Raw genomic sequence first — 19,988 nt, 5'->3', positions numbered from 1 at the left:
TCAGCAAAGCTGTTTTTTTCTGGTTTTTCATCAAAAAATTGGGTTGGAAACCCCGTCCTTTTAGGACGGTTTTACCTGTCGCCAAGAGTTGTAAGCCAAAAACTTGCAATCTGTTGGCTTTGCGTTTTGACTATTGCGTTTTCCTGTATCAAGGTTGTGCAGGAAGACAGCGAGATTTTTGAATATCTTCGCCACCTACATAACACTTGCCGTATTTCGCGTGTTTGACGATTCCTCCACGCTTCAGTCCTTGGGACATAGATCCACCATAAGGACGGCGATATCCATTTTTCCCTGGATTAAAGACGTGCAACTGCCTGCGATGAATGCGAATGGACTTACATTCCATTACTATTTTGTTTTCCGGTGATGTACCACCTACCAATAGGTAAGCTAGTACCCAAGAATCGACACAATGGGCATCGAAACTATTAGATAACTTTGCCTTAGATTTTTTCAAGCCTAATTCTTGACGAGTCAGGTAGGTGTCGGTATAGCCATCGAACTTAGTGACGGGTGCAATTCTTTCTAATTCGGAATAGCACCATTTTTTGCCGACTTCTAAGGGAGAAAAAGATTTATTCCATTTATGGCAACCTTTTTTAGTGGATGCTTTTATGTCCTCAATTCCAATGCTTGAAATAGGAAAGATGGCATCAAAGACTTTAACTACTCGGATTTTGAACTGCCAGCGAGCTTTAGTGCTGGGAGGAATCCCACCCCGCTTACGGTTTTGACGGGGTTGGCGACAAGGTGTTTTACGATTACGCCTTGCACGTCTGGCATTTGTACTTGTCTCCTCAGACTCCTTGACCCAATCAACAGCATGGAATTGCTGGTTTAAGTAGGTCTGAGCTTTTGATTTGACTGTGTACCCTTCACGTTTAGAGCCTGGGTCGATTCCAACTGCTATGGGTTGAGTGTGACGATTTGAAGGTTCAACGTTTAAACGAACACAAAATATCCCTTTACGAAAAAATGGTGTTGCTTTTCCAGATTTAATCCAACGCTCCGCCCTTGCGGGTGTTGTCGGCATTAAAGGACGCTGCTCAAGATCGACTACGGGAACATATTGCATGGGGCTGGTTTGGCGGTAAGCCTAACTGTTTAATTTCCTTCGACTTTGACTAAGGTCGTGGTTACGGGTTAGGAATAGTGCCTGTAACATCCAATGAAAGTGCCACATAAGAGTTAGTTCAAATTGGCTTCTGGGCCGTTGTCTAGTACTACTTGCGCTTGTGTTCTACCTATGGCTTGGTTTTCATACAAGCCCCATCCCTTTAGGCTGGGGTTAGTGACATGTTTTTTGCTTGACTTTGTTGCCAAGCCCAAATAATTAAAGCATTTAATAGGCAATATCCTGACTGTTGTCACAGGGGAGAGAGTCCGATGGGGAGAGTGAGCGAGAGAGTGGGAGATGGGGAGAGTGGGAGATGGGAAAAAATCTTCCTTCTTCCCTCTTTCCTCTTCCCTCGGACTTCTTCACGCTTGAGTTCGTTAAAACTCAAAAACAGGCCAGTCCGGTTGCCGGAGGTAGCTAGTCATGTCGTCAAACTTCCGCAGTTCCACTCGGTTTACGGACAGTTCTTGCGGCGTGTCCAGCCATTGCTCGTTTAACTCCGACAGCAAAGCGCACAAGCGAGCGCGGTCTAAGTTCGGCCCGGTGTCCCCAAAATAAGCCAGAGTAATGTGTGCCGTAAAATGATATTGCTGTTCGATTCCTAAACCAATTAAATCGGGATTTTGATAGATCGATCGGCGAAACTCCAGAATTTGCTTGTAAGAGTTTTCGTCCGTCGGTGCTAAACAAACACCCACAGATCTAGTCATCATCATCAACCCCAGCACTATCCAGCGAATGGGAGAGCCCCCAGCCAAGGGTTTGCAGGCGGCAAAACGATCGGCAATGCGCGAGCGCAGTTGCTCCTCAAATTCTGGATTTTTATCAGAGGCATCTCGAAAAGCGCTGTCCCAAATCAAATCGGCTACGGTTAAATGGAAGCTATCATCCGGCAGTGCCACGAGCGCACCCTCCCCTATTTCCTGCAATAGCCGTTGTTGGCTCGAGTGCAAATTACTATAAAATGCAGCATTTTCTGCATCTTCCCCCGCAGGCGGCGTAATCACTGAATAACCTGGAAAAGGTACAGGATCTCTCCGGCCTGCTTCGTCGGGCTTAAATTTGGGAGATTCCTGAATGTGTTCCACCTGGGACTTGTAGGAGTCCAGCAGCGTCATTCGCGCCACCCGATTTACGTAAGCTTGATAAGTATCATCCAATCTTGATTTCCTCGCGGTGACATACTCCCAAACCAAATTTTATATTATGGTGCGGGCTTCCAACAGTTCAATTCAGGATATGTTGGACAAGCCTCGCGTGCAACTCTGATTTTTTTGGCTACTGAGCGTTTTTCATGCAAATTTACCTGTTTTGGGGGGAAGACGACTTTGCGATCGCGCAAGCTGTGACAAGTTTGCGCCAAACTGTCCTCGACCCCAACTGGGCTAGTTTTAACTATGACAAGATTATTGCCGATTCCGCCGGAGCAGTGGTCGAAGGGCTCGATCGAGCCTTAACGCCCCCCTTCGGTACCGGCAGCCGTTTTGTCTGGCTGGCAAATACGACTGTAACGCAGCAGTGTTCTCAAGAACTATTGGCCCAATTGGAACGAACACTGCCAGTGATTCCCCCTACCACCGTGCTGCTGCTGACATCCGTCAAAAAACCCGACAGCCGGCTCAAGTCTACCAAGTTAATTGTCCAGTCCGCCGCCCAAGTGCGGGAATTTTCACCGATTCCGCCTTGGAATGACAAAGAATTAGCCCAGCGGGTGCGCCAAGTCGCCGGCGAAATGAACGTAAAATTGACCGCCACAGCGATCGAACTTTTGGCCCAATCCATCGGCAGCGATACCCGCCAGCTATACAGCGAACTCGAAAAATTGCTGCTGTTTGCGGGCAACCGCAGCCAACCTCTGAATCCGGAGGAAGTTGCAGCACTGGTGCACTGTCACGCCCAAAATACCTTCCAGCTAGCCGATGCGATTCGCTCCGGCAATACCGGGGCCGCTTTGGATTTATTGGCCGGCTTAACGGCCCGCAACGAGCCTGGTTTGAGGATTGTCGCTGGCTTGACTGGTAAGTTTCGGATTTGGCTGTGGGTAAAGGCGATGATCCAAGCCGGCGATCGCGATGATAAAATTGCTCAAGCTCTAGACCTCGGCAATCCCAAACGAGTATACTATTTTCGCCAAGAAGTCAAGAACGCCAGCTTAGAAAAATTGCAAAAAAGTTTGCCCTTGTTGCTAGACTTAGAAGCTTCTTTAAAACGGGGGCGAGAAGAAATCTCAACCCTGCAAACCAAAGTTATAGAACTTTCTAGCTTGTTTCGCTGATGTCCGACAGGGCACAGGAGCTGCCCCTTACTGTAAATTTTTACAACAAATTTCGAGAGCGGCTATGTGCTTGATGCCGGATCGCGGGCCAAAAGGTCAATAGATACTAGAAATACTCTCAGGATGCCAAAGTAGAAGTTAATGTGGTAAATAAATATTGTCCGCCGAATGCCGATCGGTTAATATTATTTGCCGGCTCTCCACCCCCCCCAAAAAAAGAGCGCTACCCATGACACAACAGAACCCGCGGGAACTGCTCAAGCACGGCGATCCAAAAGCGATCGCATCTAGCATCAACCGTACACTCAAACCCAAAGGCATCAACGCCGATGTGACGCGGGACAACGGCTGCCTCCACATAAATCTGGAGTCAGACAAAGTACCCGATCAAATGGTATTGGTCGATTTCATCCGCACCGGCATGACGAAGCTGGGACTCGAATCAATTCACACTGTAAAGGTTTACGGGCGTCGAACAGGTGACGGTGAGCCTGCGTGGGAAGATGAAATCGATCTGATGCCTGAAGACCCATTGCCTTACGGCGTGGAGAGTGGAATGCCTGACGACTCTGTAGGTTTAGATGATGTCGAGCCCGAAGGCGAAGACTATTATCAAGATGGAGAATTCGATCGAGATGAGGAAGACGAAGACGAAGACGAAGACGAAGAAGAAGCCCCGCCTCCGAAAAAACAATTCCCCAAATGGGTAATACCTGTGGGTCTGTTAGTGCCTGTAGCGGCGCTCGCAGGGCTTTTCTTTACTGGAAATTTCCCCTTCGGCGGCGGCTCCAACCCAGAACCGAACCCCCCCGAAGCTGCTTCCCCCTCCCCCAAACCCTCATCTCCCGCTTCTGGCGCCACCGCACCCTCGACCGCCGCATCTCCGGGTATCCCACAGGCAGAATCTCCTGCACCAAAAGCGGATCCGACTGCAGAGGCTCCCGCAAGCCCAGCTCCGACATCTCCACCACCCAAAGCTGCACCAGCCTCTGGGGCGCCTAAGGCAGCCTCTCCTGCACCAAAAGCCGCCGCCCCTAAGCCTGACTCTTGGAGGGAAGCCGTTAACAAAGCTCAGAGGGCAGCAATTTTGGCCCAGACGGCTCAGTCTCAAAATGAGTGGATCGCAGTAGCAAGCGAGTGGCAGCAAGCGGTTAAGCTCGCCAGAGCAGTGCCGTCAACCAGCCCGAACTATCAAAAGGCTCAGCAAAAAGCCGCAGAGTATCAGGCTAATCTGATTGTTGCCAACCGCAGGGCGGCGGCTGCGCCTTAAGAGTTTTGAGTTTTGAGTTTTGAGTTGGATACTCGATGTGCTAAAAGTCAAAAGTCAAAAGCCAAAAGTAAAAATATTGTTTTTACTGAAAGCTTTATTACCTTTTGACTTTTTTCAATTTTATTTAAATTTCATTTAACTTTACCTATTGCTTTAACTCCAAAAGCGGCATTTTTTTTCCTTTCAATCGTTTTTAAGCCAATTATAGAGCGGTTCTCAAAAAAGTGAGGTATGCCCTATGCCCACCCAGGCCTATGCCCACGGATGCCTATGCCCATGAGTACCTCATCTTTCTGAGAAAGGCTATATATAGCGAGCATCCCGCTCGGACTATTGTAAAAAAAAACTCACTCAAAAAATACAGAAACAACCCGGTTTATCAAAGAAACCGGGTTGCTAAACATAGCGCTTGGGTTAATTCTGTTCTTCCCCTTGATTAAAACGCTGAATTCCTTGATTTTTATCGAGAGAGACAATATTATCTTGTGGAATATTGATGATGCCTGTGAATTGCTCTTGGCTTGCTTTCAAAGCTTCTTCCTTGTTTTTGCGATCGGCAATTTCGCGCTGCAACTTATCAATCGTCCGTTGAAAACGAGCTGCTTGTCTGAGCATTTCTTGTTCCGAAAATTCTAGCAATTGAATCAGATTTCCAACTTGAAATTCCAGTAATTGATTTTCACTAACATTGTTATTGGTAACAATGTTTTTAGCCTTATGTGAAAGCTCGAAAACACTTTCGTCGTCGTAAACTGATAGGGAATTTTTGACACTAACTGCCAAACTTTTAAACATTTCAGCCGTGCTTTGAGGAATTTTAACTTTCAGGAACATCACTACAGCAAACAAACTTCCAGACGGTAGAAGTCCCCCAAATCCCAAGACAGACTTGATTTGGTACGGGATAATTAAGGAATCTTGCTCCGGAATAAACGGGCTGCCTTTTGCGTCTGCTACGTGAAAAATATTTAATACTGCGGGTTCTAATTGCAGGAATCTTTCTGGCTCGAGTCCGAGGAATGTAGGAATGTCTAAACCGAACTGCCGGATTATTTCCGAAATCGCCGGCATTTGAGCCACTAATTGTGTACTAACTAACGGAATAGCTGTATTTTTTGCTGCTGTGTGCCGAGAATTCCACTGCGGTTCTGTGCCTGCTGCTGCTAGCAGAGTCCAACATTTCATGTCGGCGGCGGGGGGATAGCCGTTCATCAAGCAGCGGGCGGATTGTTGCAATGAGTCTTCTAATTCCCCGTAGGGATGAGTTTTGAACAAACGCACTAAGGCACAGCTATTTTCTCCAGTTTGCGAATCGCAAAAATGTTGGTAAATATAGTTAACTATCTTCTGGCTGCTGGCTTCCATACTAGCAGTATTTTTACCTAAGTGGCGCAGGACTAAGCTGCATTTCGCCATGTCTTGGGGGGTAAATAGGGTAATATCGTACATTAAAAAATGCTCTCCCAGAGATCAAAAACTCTTTTTCATTTATCGCTAAGGCAGCTACCGCATCCGGAATCCTACTGAGAGTTTTGAACAAAGTGTTAGTTAAAATATGTAGAAATTTGTCCACAAAATGCAGCGGTTGTCTTGAAGGATACAGAAATTTAGATTAAGGCAAAAAAAATCTATCCCGTAGGGTGCGACACAAGGACAGAAAAGCCGATGTATAGTGTTTGAAAGGATTTTATTACGATGACTGGCGTAGAGAGATTAAAGAAACGGGGCTTTTCAACCGATATCCCCGGCGTTTTAAGTAAGTGGGTAAAAATAAACCTAACGGGGGAGGGCGGGTTTTACACTCATAAACTCGCTTCTGGTATAGATAAGACGCGCTTTCGCGCCCCAACAAAACCCTACAAGATATTATTGTTTTTTCGTGCCGTTATACTTACTGCTAATTGTCGTAAATCTAACTCGGTTTCTGGGTAAGTAACATTTACCGAAATCCTAGAAAGCCAAGCTGCAATTTTTCGGGCGGGCGATCGCGCGCCGATTTGTCAAAAATTGGTAAAATTTCGGCAGTCTTGGACGCAGAAACTGGGCTTTTTAACGGAGAAAAAACCCAGTTTTTTTGATTTGGGTAAGTAGATGCTGTGTTCAAAACTTTTAACTACCCCACACAACTCTACTCAGCAGGTTGAGACTTTGCTTGCACAGCATCTTTAGCAGACAATCCCTGATCTTGAACGCCAAAATACCACAAACTAGCAGCAGCTTCGGCGCGAGTCACGGATTTCTTCGGCTGAAACAGAGTAGTAAAACCAAAAACGCGGCGAATATTTGCCAAATCTCCATTGTTAAAATCAGCTAAAACGGCCCGCGACGCCTGGGAATCAATTTTAGAAGCATCTTGAAAACCCCACTTTTCTTTCACTCCTTCAATGTTAGCTGTCGGCAAAACTTGACGAGTATCTAAAGGCACTTTCCAGAGAATCATTGTTTCGCGAGTTAAAGGTGCATCCGGGCGAAATTTCACATCTTTAGTTTCTCCCGAAAGCGAACTCGGAATTACACCGGCTTCTGCTAAACCTTGAATTGCTGAAAAATCCGGGTCAGTTTTGGGTAGGTCAGAAAAAGCCGGTTCGCTAGAGTCTACTGCTAATCTAATTTGTTTGGCTTGACGGCTAGCATAAATCTGATTGTTAGCTGCTACTAACCAGCGGGCGTATTCGCGGCGAGTGACAATTTTGTTGGGTTTGGGCAAAGTGCTGGCAGTTTCTAAATTAGCACTGTCTGTTGTTAGCGAAGCCCTCGGAGAGGATCGCACTTTCAGCACTTCCAACTGAGTTAAATCTGCCACATACTGCCGCAACTGTTGAGGAATTTGGCCCTCTTGTTCGCTAACTTTTGCTGCTTTTGGCGAGGCGGATGGCGTTGGAGTAGTTCCCTCTGAATTAGATGGAGAAGGTGTTGGTGTTGGAGATGCGCTAGACTCGGAATTATTAGGTTGGGGACTGGCGGCAATTTCTGGGCTGTCTTTGCTGTAGTCGATCGCAAATTCTGTAGAACCCCCTACTTTCTGAGTAGGAGAAAGCGACACTGTTACCCGCAAATTATCTCGGGTTGCTACTAAAGAACCTTGTCCCTCGGCGGTTGGGCGACTGACTATTTCCCAGTTTCGGCGCCCAAACTCTGTGGAGTAAAAGTTCCCAACGGAATTAACCGGATCTGTGCTCTCCCAGCGCAGTCGCACATTTTTTTGCGGATCGGTTTCCCCGCCAACTTCGATTAACTGAGCATTAGGATATAGTGGAATCTCTGTCGGGAAATCGGGAGGAAGTTTGGCGGTAGAGTTTGTGTCAACGGCTGTCGCTGGTGGCGGGGAAGAGAAAACCACTGGGTTTTGTTTTAATTTGGGATCGGCGGCTAAAGATTCTTCCAGGGCTTTGCTGTTGGGGCTGTTTGCACAAGCTGTGACAGCAGCCAGCAGACACACAGCCAGCCAAGTATGTACAGCAGCGAGTATATTGGTTTTATTGGTTTTATTGGTTTTAGCTGGCGATCGCTCGATCGAGTTGCGTCGCCGTTGAGTAAATATAATATTCAGCATAAATCCCCCTTTTGCGGATATATTTCTAGGCTAGCGCATATCGATCTGGTTCATATAATTTTTACCCAAATGAAATTTCTGTATTTACTCCTAGTTACTGCTACATTACTTGTCTCGCCTGTCAAGTTTGCCAGTCCCGCAAAAGCTCAAGGAGCCCCGCTGCAGGCAGAACTTCAGAGGCCAGAGTGGCAGCCATTTTGCTCGGCGATGGGTCAGTTTGCGATCGATATGCCGGGATCTCCCAAAATTAATACCCAAATTTTTTCTACTCAAGTTATTGCTCATACATACAGATCGATCTTAAAAAACAAAGAAACTTATTTACTTCAATACTTTGACCTAGATTTCCGGATGAGCAACAATAATATTAAAATTACTTTAAATAATGCCGTTGATTTCTTTGTCGTGGGGGCAAATGCTAAATTGTTGCAAGTGCGGGATATTTCCCTCGGAGGCTATCCGGGAAAAGAGTTTGAGTTTCAGCCGCTTTCCACCAGTGAGTCGGTAGGTGTAGGTCAAGTTTTCTTGGTGGAAACGCGCGTTTACGGGCTGGTTGCCACTACCCGAGAACCAGAAAATGCTCAAAAATTTCTCGACTCTTTTCGTTTGTTTTGAAGCAGGAAGTTCGGCATGGTGCCGTGTACCGGATTTAACGGATTTAACGGATGGATGTTGAAGGATGAAGTCAGAGGTTCGAGGTTGGAGGGAAAAATCAGTTGGCAGTGGCGATCGAATTTATTCATAAAGCTTACCCTTTTAAACTTGGTTTAGAGGAAAATATTGGCTTTGGCAAGGAAAAATGGATCCATCTACTGGGTTTCAGAGGAATAATGCCGTCAGAACTCATTAAGTTAAATGTGAGTTAAGACCTTATTTTGTTTTTTGTACTCTATCTAACGGCATAGATAAATTTTACACCCGTGGAGCGATGTAGATACTCGCTCAAGTTTATATATTTGATATAAGGATTTTTAAATCGCAGAAAGCACAAGGAAAGATGCTCTCTTGCTCCATCTGGCTCTCATCTGGCTCAACGAAGTCAGGGAAGTCAGGCTCATCGAAAGCTTACCCGGAGGTTATTAACATATTATGAACAAACTAACACCCATTCTCCTCAGCGGCATCCTATTATTTGGAGCTGCTGCTTGCAGCGAGGGGGCTAAAACTAGCGCTGATGCTCCTAATTCTACGACAGAAAATAGCCCCAGCCCGCCCCCTGCCGAGGCTGTTCAAAAAACTCAGGGTGACGCAACTAGCGATATTCGCAAAGCACAAGCAAATTCTGATATCAGGGCCAGAGAACAGCGCAACAATGTGACCGGTGGTGATGCAACAAGAGCTCCGGGCGACCTCAAAAGTGAAGTGCGCTCCAAGTTAGAAGTAAACATCCCTAAAGGTGCGCTAACTGTTGATGCAAAAGACGGGGTTGTCACGGTAGGTGGCACAGTTCCCAATCAAACTGATTTAGCGAAAATTGAGCCACTAGCTAAAGAGATTAAGGGTGTCAAAGAGGTGAATGTTACGGCTGTTGTCGCTCCCGCTGCATCCGAATCGCCTAGTGCATCCGAATCGCCTAGCAGCAAGCAATAAATTAGAAGGAAAAAGGAAGAGGGAAAGAAGGTAGAAGGCAGAAGGAGAAGACAGAGGGAACAGCCAATAGAGAACACGGAAAGTTTTGCATTTTAAGATTGCTTTCGCAGCGTATCGCAACGCTTACGTGACTCTCTCGGGGTAGCGGGGTTTTAATTTTAAAAGTTTAAAATTTACACACTCAAAACTCGCGCACTGTCTGAAATTTCCAATTCCCAATTTCCGCTTTCCAATTTCTGAGAATTAGTTAGAAACCAGCCAGAAGATAGAGACCGAGGTTATTCCCAGCGACCGATGAAAAATGTGGGGAAAGAAGGACTAAATGTGATTGATGACAGCAAGCAGAGCATAAATTCTGTAGTTGTGAAAAAGTAGTATATTTTGTAGGAGAAAGAAAATGGCTTTAGGTCAACATAAGCGAGCTGTAGGAGCATTTTCTAATTACCGAGATACGGAACTAGCCCTGATGGAACTGCAAAGTACCGGGTTTCCGATGAATAAAGTTTCGGTAGTTGGGGAAAATCTCGATAGTAACGAAATTGCGGGCGCTAGCGCTGGTAAGAGTACCGACGAGAAAGTCGGTGGTGGCGCAAAAGCAGGCGCGACAGCGGGAGTAGTGACGGGCGGTTTGATTGGGTTGCTCGGAAGCATTGGGGCACTGGCGATTCCGGGAGTTGGTCCGGTGATGGCGGGGGGCGCGATCGCAACTTTGCTGGCAGATACTGTGGTCGGAGGCGCGATTGGGGCTGCAGCAGGCGGTTTGGCCGGCGGTTTGATCGGTTTGGGAGTTCCTGAAGGAAAAGCTAAAGCTTATAGCGATCGCGTCTCGCGCGGAGAATATTTGGTATTCGTAGAAGGAACAGATTCGGATCTTGCCACAGCCGAAGGAATTATGAGCGTGCGGGGCATTCAGGATTGGGCCATTTACGATGTGCCGACAGACACCGGCCGCAGAGCTTCGGGTCGCCACGAGAAGCGCGCAGTGGGCGTATTTTCCACCCGCCGCGAGACGGAACACGCCCTGGGAGAACTGAGAACTGCCGGTTTTGACATGAATCGGGTTTCGGTCATCGCTAAGGATGCTGACTCTAAAGGGGAGATCGCAGGGCTTGACGTGCAGGAAAGTGCGGACAACAAGGCCGATGAAGGGGCGACTAAGGGCGCACTCACAGGCGGCACTTTGGGCGGTTTGACAGGCTTGTTGGTAGGTCTGGGCCTAGTGGCAATTCCGGGAATCGGGCCGATTATGCTGGCAGGAGCCTCAGCTACGGCGATCGCTACTACACTCGCCGGTACGGCTTTGGGTGCGGCTGCAGGCAGCTTGATCGGAGCTTTAGTGGGTATGGGAATTCCCGAAGAGGAAGCTAAAGCATACAACGAGCGGGTGGCGAGAGGAGATTACTTGGTACTGCTTGACGGTAGCGAAGCAGAAGTCGCTAAAGCTGAAACTATTCTGAGCCGCGGAGGCATTCAGCATTGGAACACCTACGACTATCCCAGCGTCGATACTACTCCGGCTGATTACGGCGCTGCTGGTACTCCGGGCGTTGATACTACGCCTAATATTTACGATCCCAATCAGGGCGTTACCCCCCGCCCTCTGATTTAATACTTCAGACTTTGTTTGGGTATTGTTTCTACCTACTGCCGGGTAGTCCCAGTCGCGCACTCGGATTGTGGAAAGTGATCTAACCAACACGGGCGAGCTAGGGGTTTTGCACTTCCTCGGTAAAATTATCTCAAAAGTCGGCTTTTTCTCTGAAAGTCGGCTTTTGTTTTGTTCTGTAAACTTAAAAAAAGCCACCCCTAAAAAGTTTAATTGTGATTGGCGAGGTGGGCTTTGCGTCGGCGGCTCGATCGGTGGACTTTATTTTTACACCCTAAATCGGCAGTGTTTTTTTTGTCTGTAACACTCACTACAGCTCGATTGCCAACCCCGCAGTATTATCAAATTTGATGACATAAATTACAGCAGATATTGCTCGGTTAGTCAAAGAGCGACTATCTTTAATTATGGGGCGGCTAATTTCAGCAACTTATACAGGTGAAGTAGCCAGTCCCCCGCGCCCAGAAAAGCCTGCGGTGGTCGGCAACTATTAGAATAATAATATTGTCGGGCCCTTCGGGCAAGACTTAGGCTGGTCATTGGTTGGCTGTAGCATCCCTATTGCCGTTGGCAAGACCTGCTACAGGAATACAGTTTTTCTGGGAAGGCCTCAGCGAAGCATTTGAGAAGCCCAGGAACAGCTTTTATGTCCGGGAGCGCGTCAGGTTTCGGGTGTTCTGTTAATTAGAACCGCAAGCGCTCATGGATCGAGTAAAGATTGACAGCAAGCACAGCAGCGCGGGAGCACAATGGCTCGCGACTCATTTTTTCGCGAAATCTCAGGCTACTAGCAGCGTATTGCTTGCTTCGCCTGCGACTCGCTCAGCACTCCCAGGGAAACCGCCTTCCTGTTGGATTTCACTGGCGCGCAGCACAGTGGGGGGAGGTGAAACTAGCTGAGCTGACCGGGGTCTGCTTTCATGGGCAATCGAAGATAGAAGGCACTTATGTAGAAGGCATTCGGGGTTGAAGCTCGGATATCTTGTTTCTTGATTGCACTAATAAATTCGATCGCCAGTACCAGCAATTTTTCCGGTCAGAATGCGGCGCGGATGCTGCCAGCAATACCCCAAATATTTGATCGACCTTGACAAGATCGATCGACAACTTCTCCATATTTTGGTAAATGGTTAGCAGTTAATAGTTAGTGATTAGCAGTTAGTATAAATACAACTAACCATTAACAACTAACATCAACCGCCAACTAACTACTAGCAAAATAAGACTTACAGGGGTTACACGCGGAGAGAAACTCTGTTTCTTCATGGCTTCCGCGCTGACTAACCTCAGATTTTACCCGAACCCGGTTTCTTTTCGTAAGTTATAACTAGGTGAGGAGGGTGATGCTAGGAATCAAGCAGTTTTGACAATTGTTACTGTGGCAGTATTGGTTTAAAAAACTGACTGGCAAACACGATAGTACAAATTTTCAGACAACATAGAACATCGAGAAATTAAGGAAACTCACTCAATTTTTTTATGAATTTCACTGAGCTTGTAAGTGCCGATGAACTTTTAACTAGACATAGAAACGGGGAACGAGATTTTCGAGGGGCTAACCTCATTGCAGCTCATTTGAGTGAAGCTAATCTCAGTCGAACAAATTTGAGCAGCGCTAATTTGAAAGGTGCAAACTTAATTAGAAGCAAACTGATTGGAGCTAATTTAAACGGTGCCGACTTGAGCGGGGCTAATTTGTCTAAGGCCAAATTAATTGAAGCTAACCTCGGGAGTTCTAGTTTAACTGGAACTGTGGCGATCGCAGCAGATTTTAGCGGAGCAAATCTCAGCGGAGCAATATTGTCTCAGGCTGACTTGAGCAAAGCTGTGATGACGGGAGCGAGTTTAGTAGGAGCTTGTTTGCTAAGCGGCTCGAAACTAACTGAGGCTAATTTGAGCGGGGCGACGCTGAGCCGAGCAATTATGAGCGGGGTTGATTTAAGCAGAGCAAATCTGACGAGAGCGATTCTCAGCGAGGTTGATTTGAACGGGGCGAACCTGAGCGGAGCCACTCTAATTCGGGCTTATCTCAATCGCGGCAATCTCAGCGGTGTCAATTTGGTTGGGGCTTCTTTGAGCGAAGCAAGTCTGCGGGAGGCTTCTATTTGCGCTGCTAATTTGAGCGGTGCTGACTTGAGCGGTGCTGACTTGCAATCGGCTAATTTAAATGGCTCAAATTTGAGCGGTGCCCACTTGCAGGGAGCTAATTTGAGTAAAGCTAATTTAAATGGTTTGATTCTGCACAATGCTGATTTGAGGGGTGCGAATTTAAACAAAGCTTCTTTGCGGGGAGCTAATTTGAGCGGTGCGAATTTGTCCGGTGCTAGCTTGCTGGAAGCGGATTTGCGGGGGGCGAATTTGAGTCACGCCAATTTGTCGGGAGCGGGTTTGCTGCTGAGTTCTCTGACAGGGGCGAATTTGACAGGAACTAATTTGTCAGAGGCTAATTTGATTGGGGCGAGCTTGAATGTTGATAATTTGAATGAAGCAGCTTTAGGCGGGGCGATTTTGCCGAATGGAGCTACTCACAGCCGGGATTGATATCGATTCCGGTGGTACGGTCCGTCATTGTTGACTGTTGACTGTTGACTGTTGACTGTTGGTTGTTGGCTGTAGAAGGAGGGGTCAAAAAAATGAAAATTGCGCGAATTATTTGTTGCCCTCCGGATTCGACTTTACGCCCGACTAGGGAAGCGCTTCTTTGATATCATTCCGGCAGTAAAGCCGGAATTGATTTGATGAGTTGGTTAAGAGAAAATAGTTTTGAGTTTTAAGTTAAAGAATCTTTAATGCAAAACTCAAAACTTTTAACAATAAAGAATTCAGGATTCAAGAGTCATTATTCAGTTGTGGGGGACGGGTTTTAATAGATTGTCGGTGATATAGCAATCCTAAATCATTCAGATAAATTTGTAGGGGTAGTGCCAAGAGTGCCTACCCCCTATCTATCGGGGCAACCACGGGGGGATTGCCCCTACAATAATTACGCAAATCATTTAGGATTGCTATAGACAATCTATTAAAATTCGGAGTCAGCGATGCAGTCTGCTGAGCAATGTCACGATTGCTTTGACTAACTCATTGGGTTCGACAGGTTTTGCAAGATGACGTTGAAACCCAGCAGCAAGAGCTTGTTTCTGATTAAACTCTCCAGCATAGGCAGTCAGGGCGATCGCCGGAATTTGCCCGCCCTCCTCTGGTGGTAGAGCTCTCACTTGCCGCACTAGCATATAGCCATCCATATCTGGCATACCAATGTCGCACAGGAGGATATGGAAGGGTGTGGTTGAGAGCAGTTGCAGTGCCTCGATCGCAGACCCAAGGGCAGTCACTTTGGCTCCGGCTTGTTCCGCTACAAACGCCGCAAACTCGCGTGAATCCGGTTCATCATCCACAACCAACACGCGCACAGAAGCCAGGTGAAGATCGTCCGATCGAGCTTCAGTTGTATCGGCAAGTTCTTCAACCGGATTCGCGGTATGCAAGAGGGGAAGTTCAACGGTGAAGCTGGCTCCCTGTCCTTCGCCCCTACTCTCAACCCAAATTTTGCCGCCGTGCAGTTCAACAATTTGACGCGCGATTGCCAGCCCCAATCCCAAACCCCCAAATTTACGAGTTATGGCTCCATCCTCTTGCCTAAAATGCTCAAACACATAAGGCAGAAACTCAGGATTGATGCCTTTTCCTGTATCGGTGACCAGAATCTGGGCATAACTTCCAGTTTGGGTTAACCTAACGCTAATTTGCCCGCCTTGAGGGGTGAATTTCACGGCATTGGATAAAAGATTCCAGATTACTTGCTGCAAACGCCCGGAATCGCCAATTAGCATTCCGATGCCCGGTGAAAAGGTTGTTTCAATTTGCAGTGACTTGGCTTCGGCTGCTAGCCGAACGGTTTCCAAGGCGGCCGAGATCACCATATTCAAATCAACGGACATCTGATTCAAACTCAGTTTGCCGCTCAGAATGCGGGAGATGTCGAGCAGATCATCAATCAGTTGTGACTGCAGTAGGGCGTTGCGTTCGATCGAGGCAAGGGCGCTAGCAGCTTTGGCAGCGCCCAGTTTGTTTTGCTGCAACAGCCTCGACCAGCCGAGAATGGGGTTTAGGGGCGATCGCAACTCGTGAGACAGCACCGCCAAAAACTCATCTTTGATGCGGTTGGCGGTTTCGGCGGCTTCTCGTGCGGTTTGCTCTTGTTGCAGAAGCTTCTCGCGTTCAGCTTCGGCTTGCTTGCGATCGGTGATGTCGCGCGTTAAACCCGCTACCATTTCCACAGCACCCTCTGCATCAAAAACGGGCACCCAAATATACTCGTAAGCTCTTGTACCGAAGGCGCTGGTGTATGGCGTTTCATCCTTAAGCGGTTGGCGCGTTTGAATCACTTTGTGAATCTGATTGTACAGTTTGACAGCTAAATCCACTGGGTAATCTAATTCAAAAAAGTTTTTGCCGATGACTTCAGCGAAGGATTTTTGGAAAAGGTCGAGCAACGGCTTGTTGATATCAATGAAACGCCCGGACAAATCGAACGTATAAATAAAGTCCGGCACCGAAGACTTAAAGGCGTTGAACTTTTGCAGTTGCCGTTCGAGTTCGGCGGACGTTTGGCGCAGGGCTGCTTGCGCTTGAATTTGATCGGTGACATTCTTAAAATAAACGGTGATTCCATGTGCGGCAGGGTAGGGGCGGACTTCGTACCAACGATCGTGGTCGGGATAAAACGCCGTCAGTGACCCAGCCACGCGATCGCGCATGGCGATCCAATAGAGCGGCTCAAACTCGCTACCAATTAATTTTGGGTATTCTTCCCATAAATTTTTGCCAATCAAATCACCCCGAATGCGATCGAGCAGTTTTTCGGCAAATTGATTGACGTAGGTGAACCGCCAGTTCTCATCCAGGGCAAAGAATGCTTCACCAATGCTCTCTAGAATATTCCGGCTGTGCTCCTCGGTTTCACGCAAGGCTGCTTCCGCCCGTTGGCGCTCGTTTTCGACGCGCACGCGCTCAGTGATGTCAACGGCTGCGGCGTAAATCACTTGTTCTTCTGGGTAGGGCTGGGCGTTCCAGAGAAACCAGCGGTAGGAGCCATCTTTGTGCCGAAAACGGTTTTCAAACGTAAAGATTTCGTTACCAAAGAACAGACTGTCGGCTTCTGCTGTGGAGGTTCCCAGGTCGTCCGGGTGTAAAAACTCAGTCCAGGGGCGGGATGTCATTTCGTCTGGTGTCCAGCCGAGGGTTCGTTTAAAGGTTGGGCTGATCCAGTGGAAATACCCGTTTATGCCCGCGATCACTTGCAAATCTGAACCGACGGCAAGAAACCGTTCCCGTTCCTGCTCAATTTTTTTGCGATCGTTGATATCCCGGAAGAAAAGAGACAGCCCAGTCGGTGAAGGATAAACGTGAACCTCAACCCACAAATCAAACGGAGCATAATATTCCTCAAAGTCCACCGCGATTTGCTCGCTGGACGCTCTGCGATACTGGAATTCAAACTGATTGCCGATCGTGCCTGGGAAGGCTTCCCACATCGTTTTGCCCACCATTGCTTCTAGGGGAGTTCGCGACACTCGTTGTGCGGCTTCATTAGCGTAGGTCAAGCGAAAGTCGAGATCCATTGCCATAAACGCATCGGTTACGCGCCCCAGAATGGTTCGCTCTCGCACAGTTGCTTCCTCCCGCAGCCGTGCCAGCTTCAAACTTGCTTCAACCCTTGCCAGCAGTTCACGCGCCGAGAACGGTTTAATCAGATAGTCGTCGGCTCCGGCTGCGAGTCCTTCAATACGCGCTTCTTCGCCCGCGCGGGCTGATAATAGAATGATGGGAATATCTTGGGTTCCGGGATTAGAACGCAGCGATCGCAACAACTCAAACCCATCCATCCCCGGCATCATCACATCTGTCAATACCAAATCGGGTGGATTCTTCTCAATGGCAGTCAATGCGGCAACGCCATCGGCGACGGTTTGAACAATATAAGAACCGCTCAGGAGTCGTCGAATATAATCGCGCATATCAGCGTTGTCATCGGCCAGGAGAATTTTAGATTTTAGATTTTGGATTTTAGATTGAGCGGGTTGATTGACGAGTTCATGAGTGGATGGAGCCATGCTCCATTCTTCTAATCTCAAATCGCCTTCTGGCAACCACCGTTGAGCTTCTTCGACATAGGGTATTGCCCCTAACGCCGTTGATGCTAACGCGCAACTGGCACCAATTTGCTCCGGCGGCAGATGAGCTGTTGCGGTGGGAATCGTCACTGTAAAGCAACTGCCCTGCCCAAAAGTGCTGCTGACATCGATCGCTCCCCCATGTATTTTGACGAGTTCTTGCACCAGCGACAGCCCTATGCCGGAGCCTTCAAAACTCCGGCCTTGCGAGTTTTTGATTCGATGAAATCGCTCAAATAAATGCGGTAGTTCTTCGGAGGGAATACCGACTCCTGTATCTGCAACTGATAATTCAACACAATTTTTGACGCACTGCAATCGAACAGTAATTGTTCCTGCTAAGGTAAACTTAAAAGCATTTGATAATAGATTGAGTACGATTTTTTCCCACATTTCGAGATCGATATAAATCGCTTCGGGCAAGGGTGGACAGTCAACAATTAGCGACATTCTGGCCCGTTCAATCAGCGATCGAAACGTGCTGGCAAGTTCCGCCGTATAGGTGGCCAAATCTATAGGTTCATAAGATGCTTGGACTCGACCTGCTTCGATGCGTGAGAAATCGAGCAAGCTATTGACGAGTTTGAGCAGTCGCATTCCATTGCGCTGCACCAGTAGTAATTGTTCGCGTTCTTGAGGTGGAATTGTTCCATCCAGGTTGGCGATCGTTTCTTCCAACGGCGACAGAATTAAGGTCAGTGGCGTGCGGAATTCGTGAGACACATTGCTAAAAAAGGTGGTTTTAGCACGGTCTAACTCAGCTAATGCTTCGGCGCGTTTGCGTTCTGCTTCATAGGCTTGAGCGTTGGCGATCGCCGTTGTCACCTGCCCTGCCATCAAGTCAAAAAAACCTTTGTAATCATCATCAAACGTTCTAAGCGGACTCACTCCAGCAATCAGGAACCCGAAGGTTTCTCCCGATCGAGCTAGTGGTAGAACTACCGCTTGATGGGGAGATTGGGACCACGCCCCGCCCGGTAAAAGTCCAAATTGCGCCTCCAAATTTTCAATGATTCTGCTTTCGCCCGTCTCGATGACTTGCTTCAATTGCCACTGGCACTTGTGGGCGGATGTCAGCTCGATCGCCTCACAAGAGGCAGGGGTTCCGGCTGCTAACCTGGTTGTACCCGCGAGTCGTGCGATCTCGCTTTCGCCATCGAGAAGATAAAACAGCGCAAACGGGATGTCATAGGCGTTATGGGTCAATACGGTGGCGGAAATCTCGCAAGCGGCTTCTTGCGTCTTGGCAGTGACTGTTTCTGCTGCTAATTCGCGCAGCGTTGCCAAGCGGCGGTCGCTCAAAACGCGCTGAGTGTCCTCGCTACAGGCGCAGAAAACGCCCCCCACTGGGCCATCATCATTCGCCACCGGACTGTAGGAAAAGGTAAAGTAGGTTTCCTCTGTATACCCGTTGCGGTCCATCACCAGAAGCAATTCTTGATTCCACGTCGATTGTCCCTGGTTCAAAACCGCTTCTGCTTGCGGTCCTAGGGTGTCCCAGATTTCAGCCCATACCCGTGAGGCAGGCTGACCTAGTGCTTGCGGATGTCGCTTGCCGAGGACAGGAATGTAAGCATCGTTATAAAACTTGGTCATCTGCTGTCCCCACCAGACAAACATGGGGTAGCGAGAGCCTAAAACGATCCGAATCGCGGTTTTCAAGCTTTGAGGCCAGGTTTCGACCGCCCCCAGGGCCGAAAGCGACCAATCGTGCGATCGCATCAGCATCGCCATCTCGCTATTGCCGGCAAAAATCTGTTCAACGAGTTGATACTGCTGGATCATGCGGTTGTCTTTCCATTGGGCCCACACAAACGGGCAACCATACTATCTCGGCTGACCGGGCGGGTTTAGCTAGATGACGCCAGAAACCCAGCGGCGATCGCCTGTTGCTGCTCAACTTTTACAGCATAGGCTGCCAGAGCGAGCGCTGGAATCTGCCCGCCGGGCGATCGTCTAGGATCTGTCGAATTTTACGCATGAGAGCATAGCCGTTCATCTTTGGCATTTCGATATCATATTAATTCCGCCACAGCCGGAACGATCGAGCTTTGGTTTTTTTGCCGCCAATGAAAGCAAGAGATCGCTATTAATCTAAAGAAGGTTGTTTGAGAAGAACAAGCCAGCGCTGAAATAACACTTCTTCCATTAGTGGTATTTGCCTGTGAGAATGTTCTACCCCAGCATATCGCCAGCGGTTGTGAAGCGTACTTCTGGTAAGTAGCTAGACAAAATTAATTACATAGTTTTCTCCAAATTATTTCAGGATTTTTTCCACAGAGGTAACAAAAGTTCCCCAACTCTTGTAAGCAGATATCTCAATCCATTCATACTTAATAAACCGCCATAAAATTTCAATTAAATTTAATTCAGGAGAGTAAGAAGGCAACTCAAAAAGAGT

Annotated in this window: 12 protein-coding genes; 6 read left to right on the top strand and 6 right to left on the bottom strand. The window is 47.8% G+C overall.

Annotation, left to right across the window (positions count from 1 at the left end; genetic code table 11):
• Positions 1–148: 148 nt before the first annotated feature.
• Positions 149–1,078 (bottom strand): RRXRR domain-containing protein, encoded by a 930-nt coding sequence (locus ACUVJL_RS28740; RefSeq protein ID WP_445248962.1) that lies wholly within the window; start codon positions 1,076–1,078, stop codon positions 149–151.
• Between the two features lie 419 nt (positions 1,079–1,497).
• Positions 1,498–2,238 carry a DUF1868 domain-containing protein gene (locus tag ACUVJL_RS28735; RefSeq protein WP_445248971.1) on the bottom strand — a complete coding sequence of 247 codons (741 nt, stop codon included), beginning with the start codon at positions 2,236–2,238 and terminating at the stop codon, positions 1,498–1,500.
• Between the two features lie 176 nt (positions 2,239–2,414).
• Here ACUVJL_RS28735 and holA point away from each other — a divergent pair, with 176 nt between their 5' ends.
• Together holA and ACUVJL_RS28725 are read left to right on the top strand one after the other, a co-directional pair.
• Positions 2,415–3,395 carry a DNA polymerase III subunit delta gene (holA, locus tag ACUVJL_RS28730; protein WP_445248961.1) on the top strand — a complete coding sequence of 327 codons (981 nt, stop codon included), beginning with the start codon at positions 2,415–2,417 and terminating at the stop codon, positions 3,393–3,395.
• A 229-nt stretch (positions 3,396–3,624) separates the two neighbouring features.
• Complete coding sequence (locus tag ACUVJL_RS28725) at positions 3,625–4,665, top strand: hypothetical protein (RefSeq protein WP_445248960.1); 1,041 nt, start codon at positions 3,625–3,627, stop codon at positions 4,663–4,665.
• A 414-nt stretch (positions 4,666–5,079) separates the two neighbouring features.
• Here the strand turns inward: ACUVJL_RS28725 and ACUVJL_RS28720 are convergent, their stop codons facing one another.
• Complete coding sequence (locus ACUVJL_RS28720) at positions 5,080–6,114, bottom strand: histidine kinase (RefSeq protein WP_445248959.1); 1,035 nt, start codon at positions 6,112–6,114, stop codon at positions 5,080–5,082.
• A 679-nt stretch (positions 6,115–6,793) separates the two neighbouring features.
• Entirely contained in the window at positions 6,794–8,218 is a 1,425-nt protein-coding gene (locus ACUVJL_RS28715; protein WP_445248958.1) for an S-layer homology domain-containing protein, read from the bottom strand.
• A 69-nt stretch (positions 8,219–8,287) separates the two neighbouring features.
• Here ACUVJL_RS28715 and ACUVJL_RS28710 point away from each other — a divergent pair, with 69 nt between their 5' ends.
• The 4 genes from ACUVJL_RS28710 (at position 8,288) to ACUVJL_RS28695 (ending at position 13,955) form a co-directional block, all read left to right on the top strand.
• A complete protein-coding gene (locus tag ACUVJL_RS28710) occupies positions 8,288–8,833 on the top strand; it encodes a hypothetical protein (protein ID WP_445248957.1) in 546 nt (181 codons plus the stop codon).
• A gap of 474 nt (positions 8,834–9,307) precedes the next feature.
• On the top strand, positions 9,308–9,808 hold the full coding sequence (locus ACUVJL_RS28705; protein ID WP_445248956.1) for a BON domain-containing protein: 501 nt from the start codon (positions 9,308–9,310) through the stop codon (positions 9,806–9,808).
• A 397-nt stretch (positions 9,809–10,205) separates the two neighbouring features.
• Positions 10,206–11,417 (top strand): histidine kinase, encoded by a 1,212-nt coding sequence (locus ACUVJL_RS28700; protein WP_445248955.1) that lies wholly within the window; start codon positions 10,206–10,208, stop codon positions 11,415–11,417.
• Positions 11,418–12,893: 1,476 nt separating this feature from the next.
• Positions 12,894–13,955: a pentapeptide repeat-containing protein gene (locus ACUVJL_RS28695; RefSeq protein ID WP_445248954.1), complete on the top strand. Its 1,062-nt coding sequence runs from the start codon at positions 12,894–12,896 to the stop codon at positions 13,953–13,955.
• Positions 13,956–14,446: 491 nt separating this feature from the next.
• Here the strand turns inward: ACUVJL_RS28695 and ACUVJL_RS28690 are convergent, their stop codons facing one another.
• Both ACUVJL_RS28690 and ACUVJL_RS28685 read right to left on the bottom strand, forming a co-directional pair.
• Positions 14,447–19,372, bottom strand: a complete 4,926-nt coding sequence (locus ACUVJL_RS28690; protein ID WP_445248953.1) for an ATP-binding protein — start codon at positions 19,370–19,372, stop codon at positions 14,447–14,449.
• 472 nt (positions 19,373–19,844) lie between these two features.
• A partial coding sequence (locus ACUVJL_RS28685; protein WP_445248970.1) for a transposase occupies positions 19,845–19,988 on the bottom strand: 144 nt, incomplete at its 5' end.

This window comes from Microcoleus sp. OTE_8_concoct_300, assembly GCF_031383065.1.
Taxonomy (GTDB): Bacteria; Cyanobacteriota; Cyanobacteriia; order Cyanobacteriales; family Microcoleaceae; genus Microcoleus.
The sequence above is the reverse complement of the archived record's forward strand: the minus strand, read 5'-3'. Positions and strand labels throughout refer to the sequence as shown.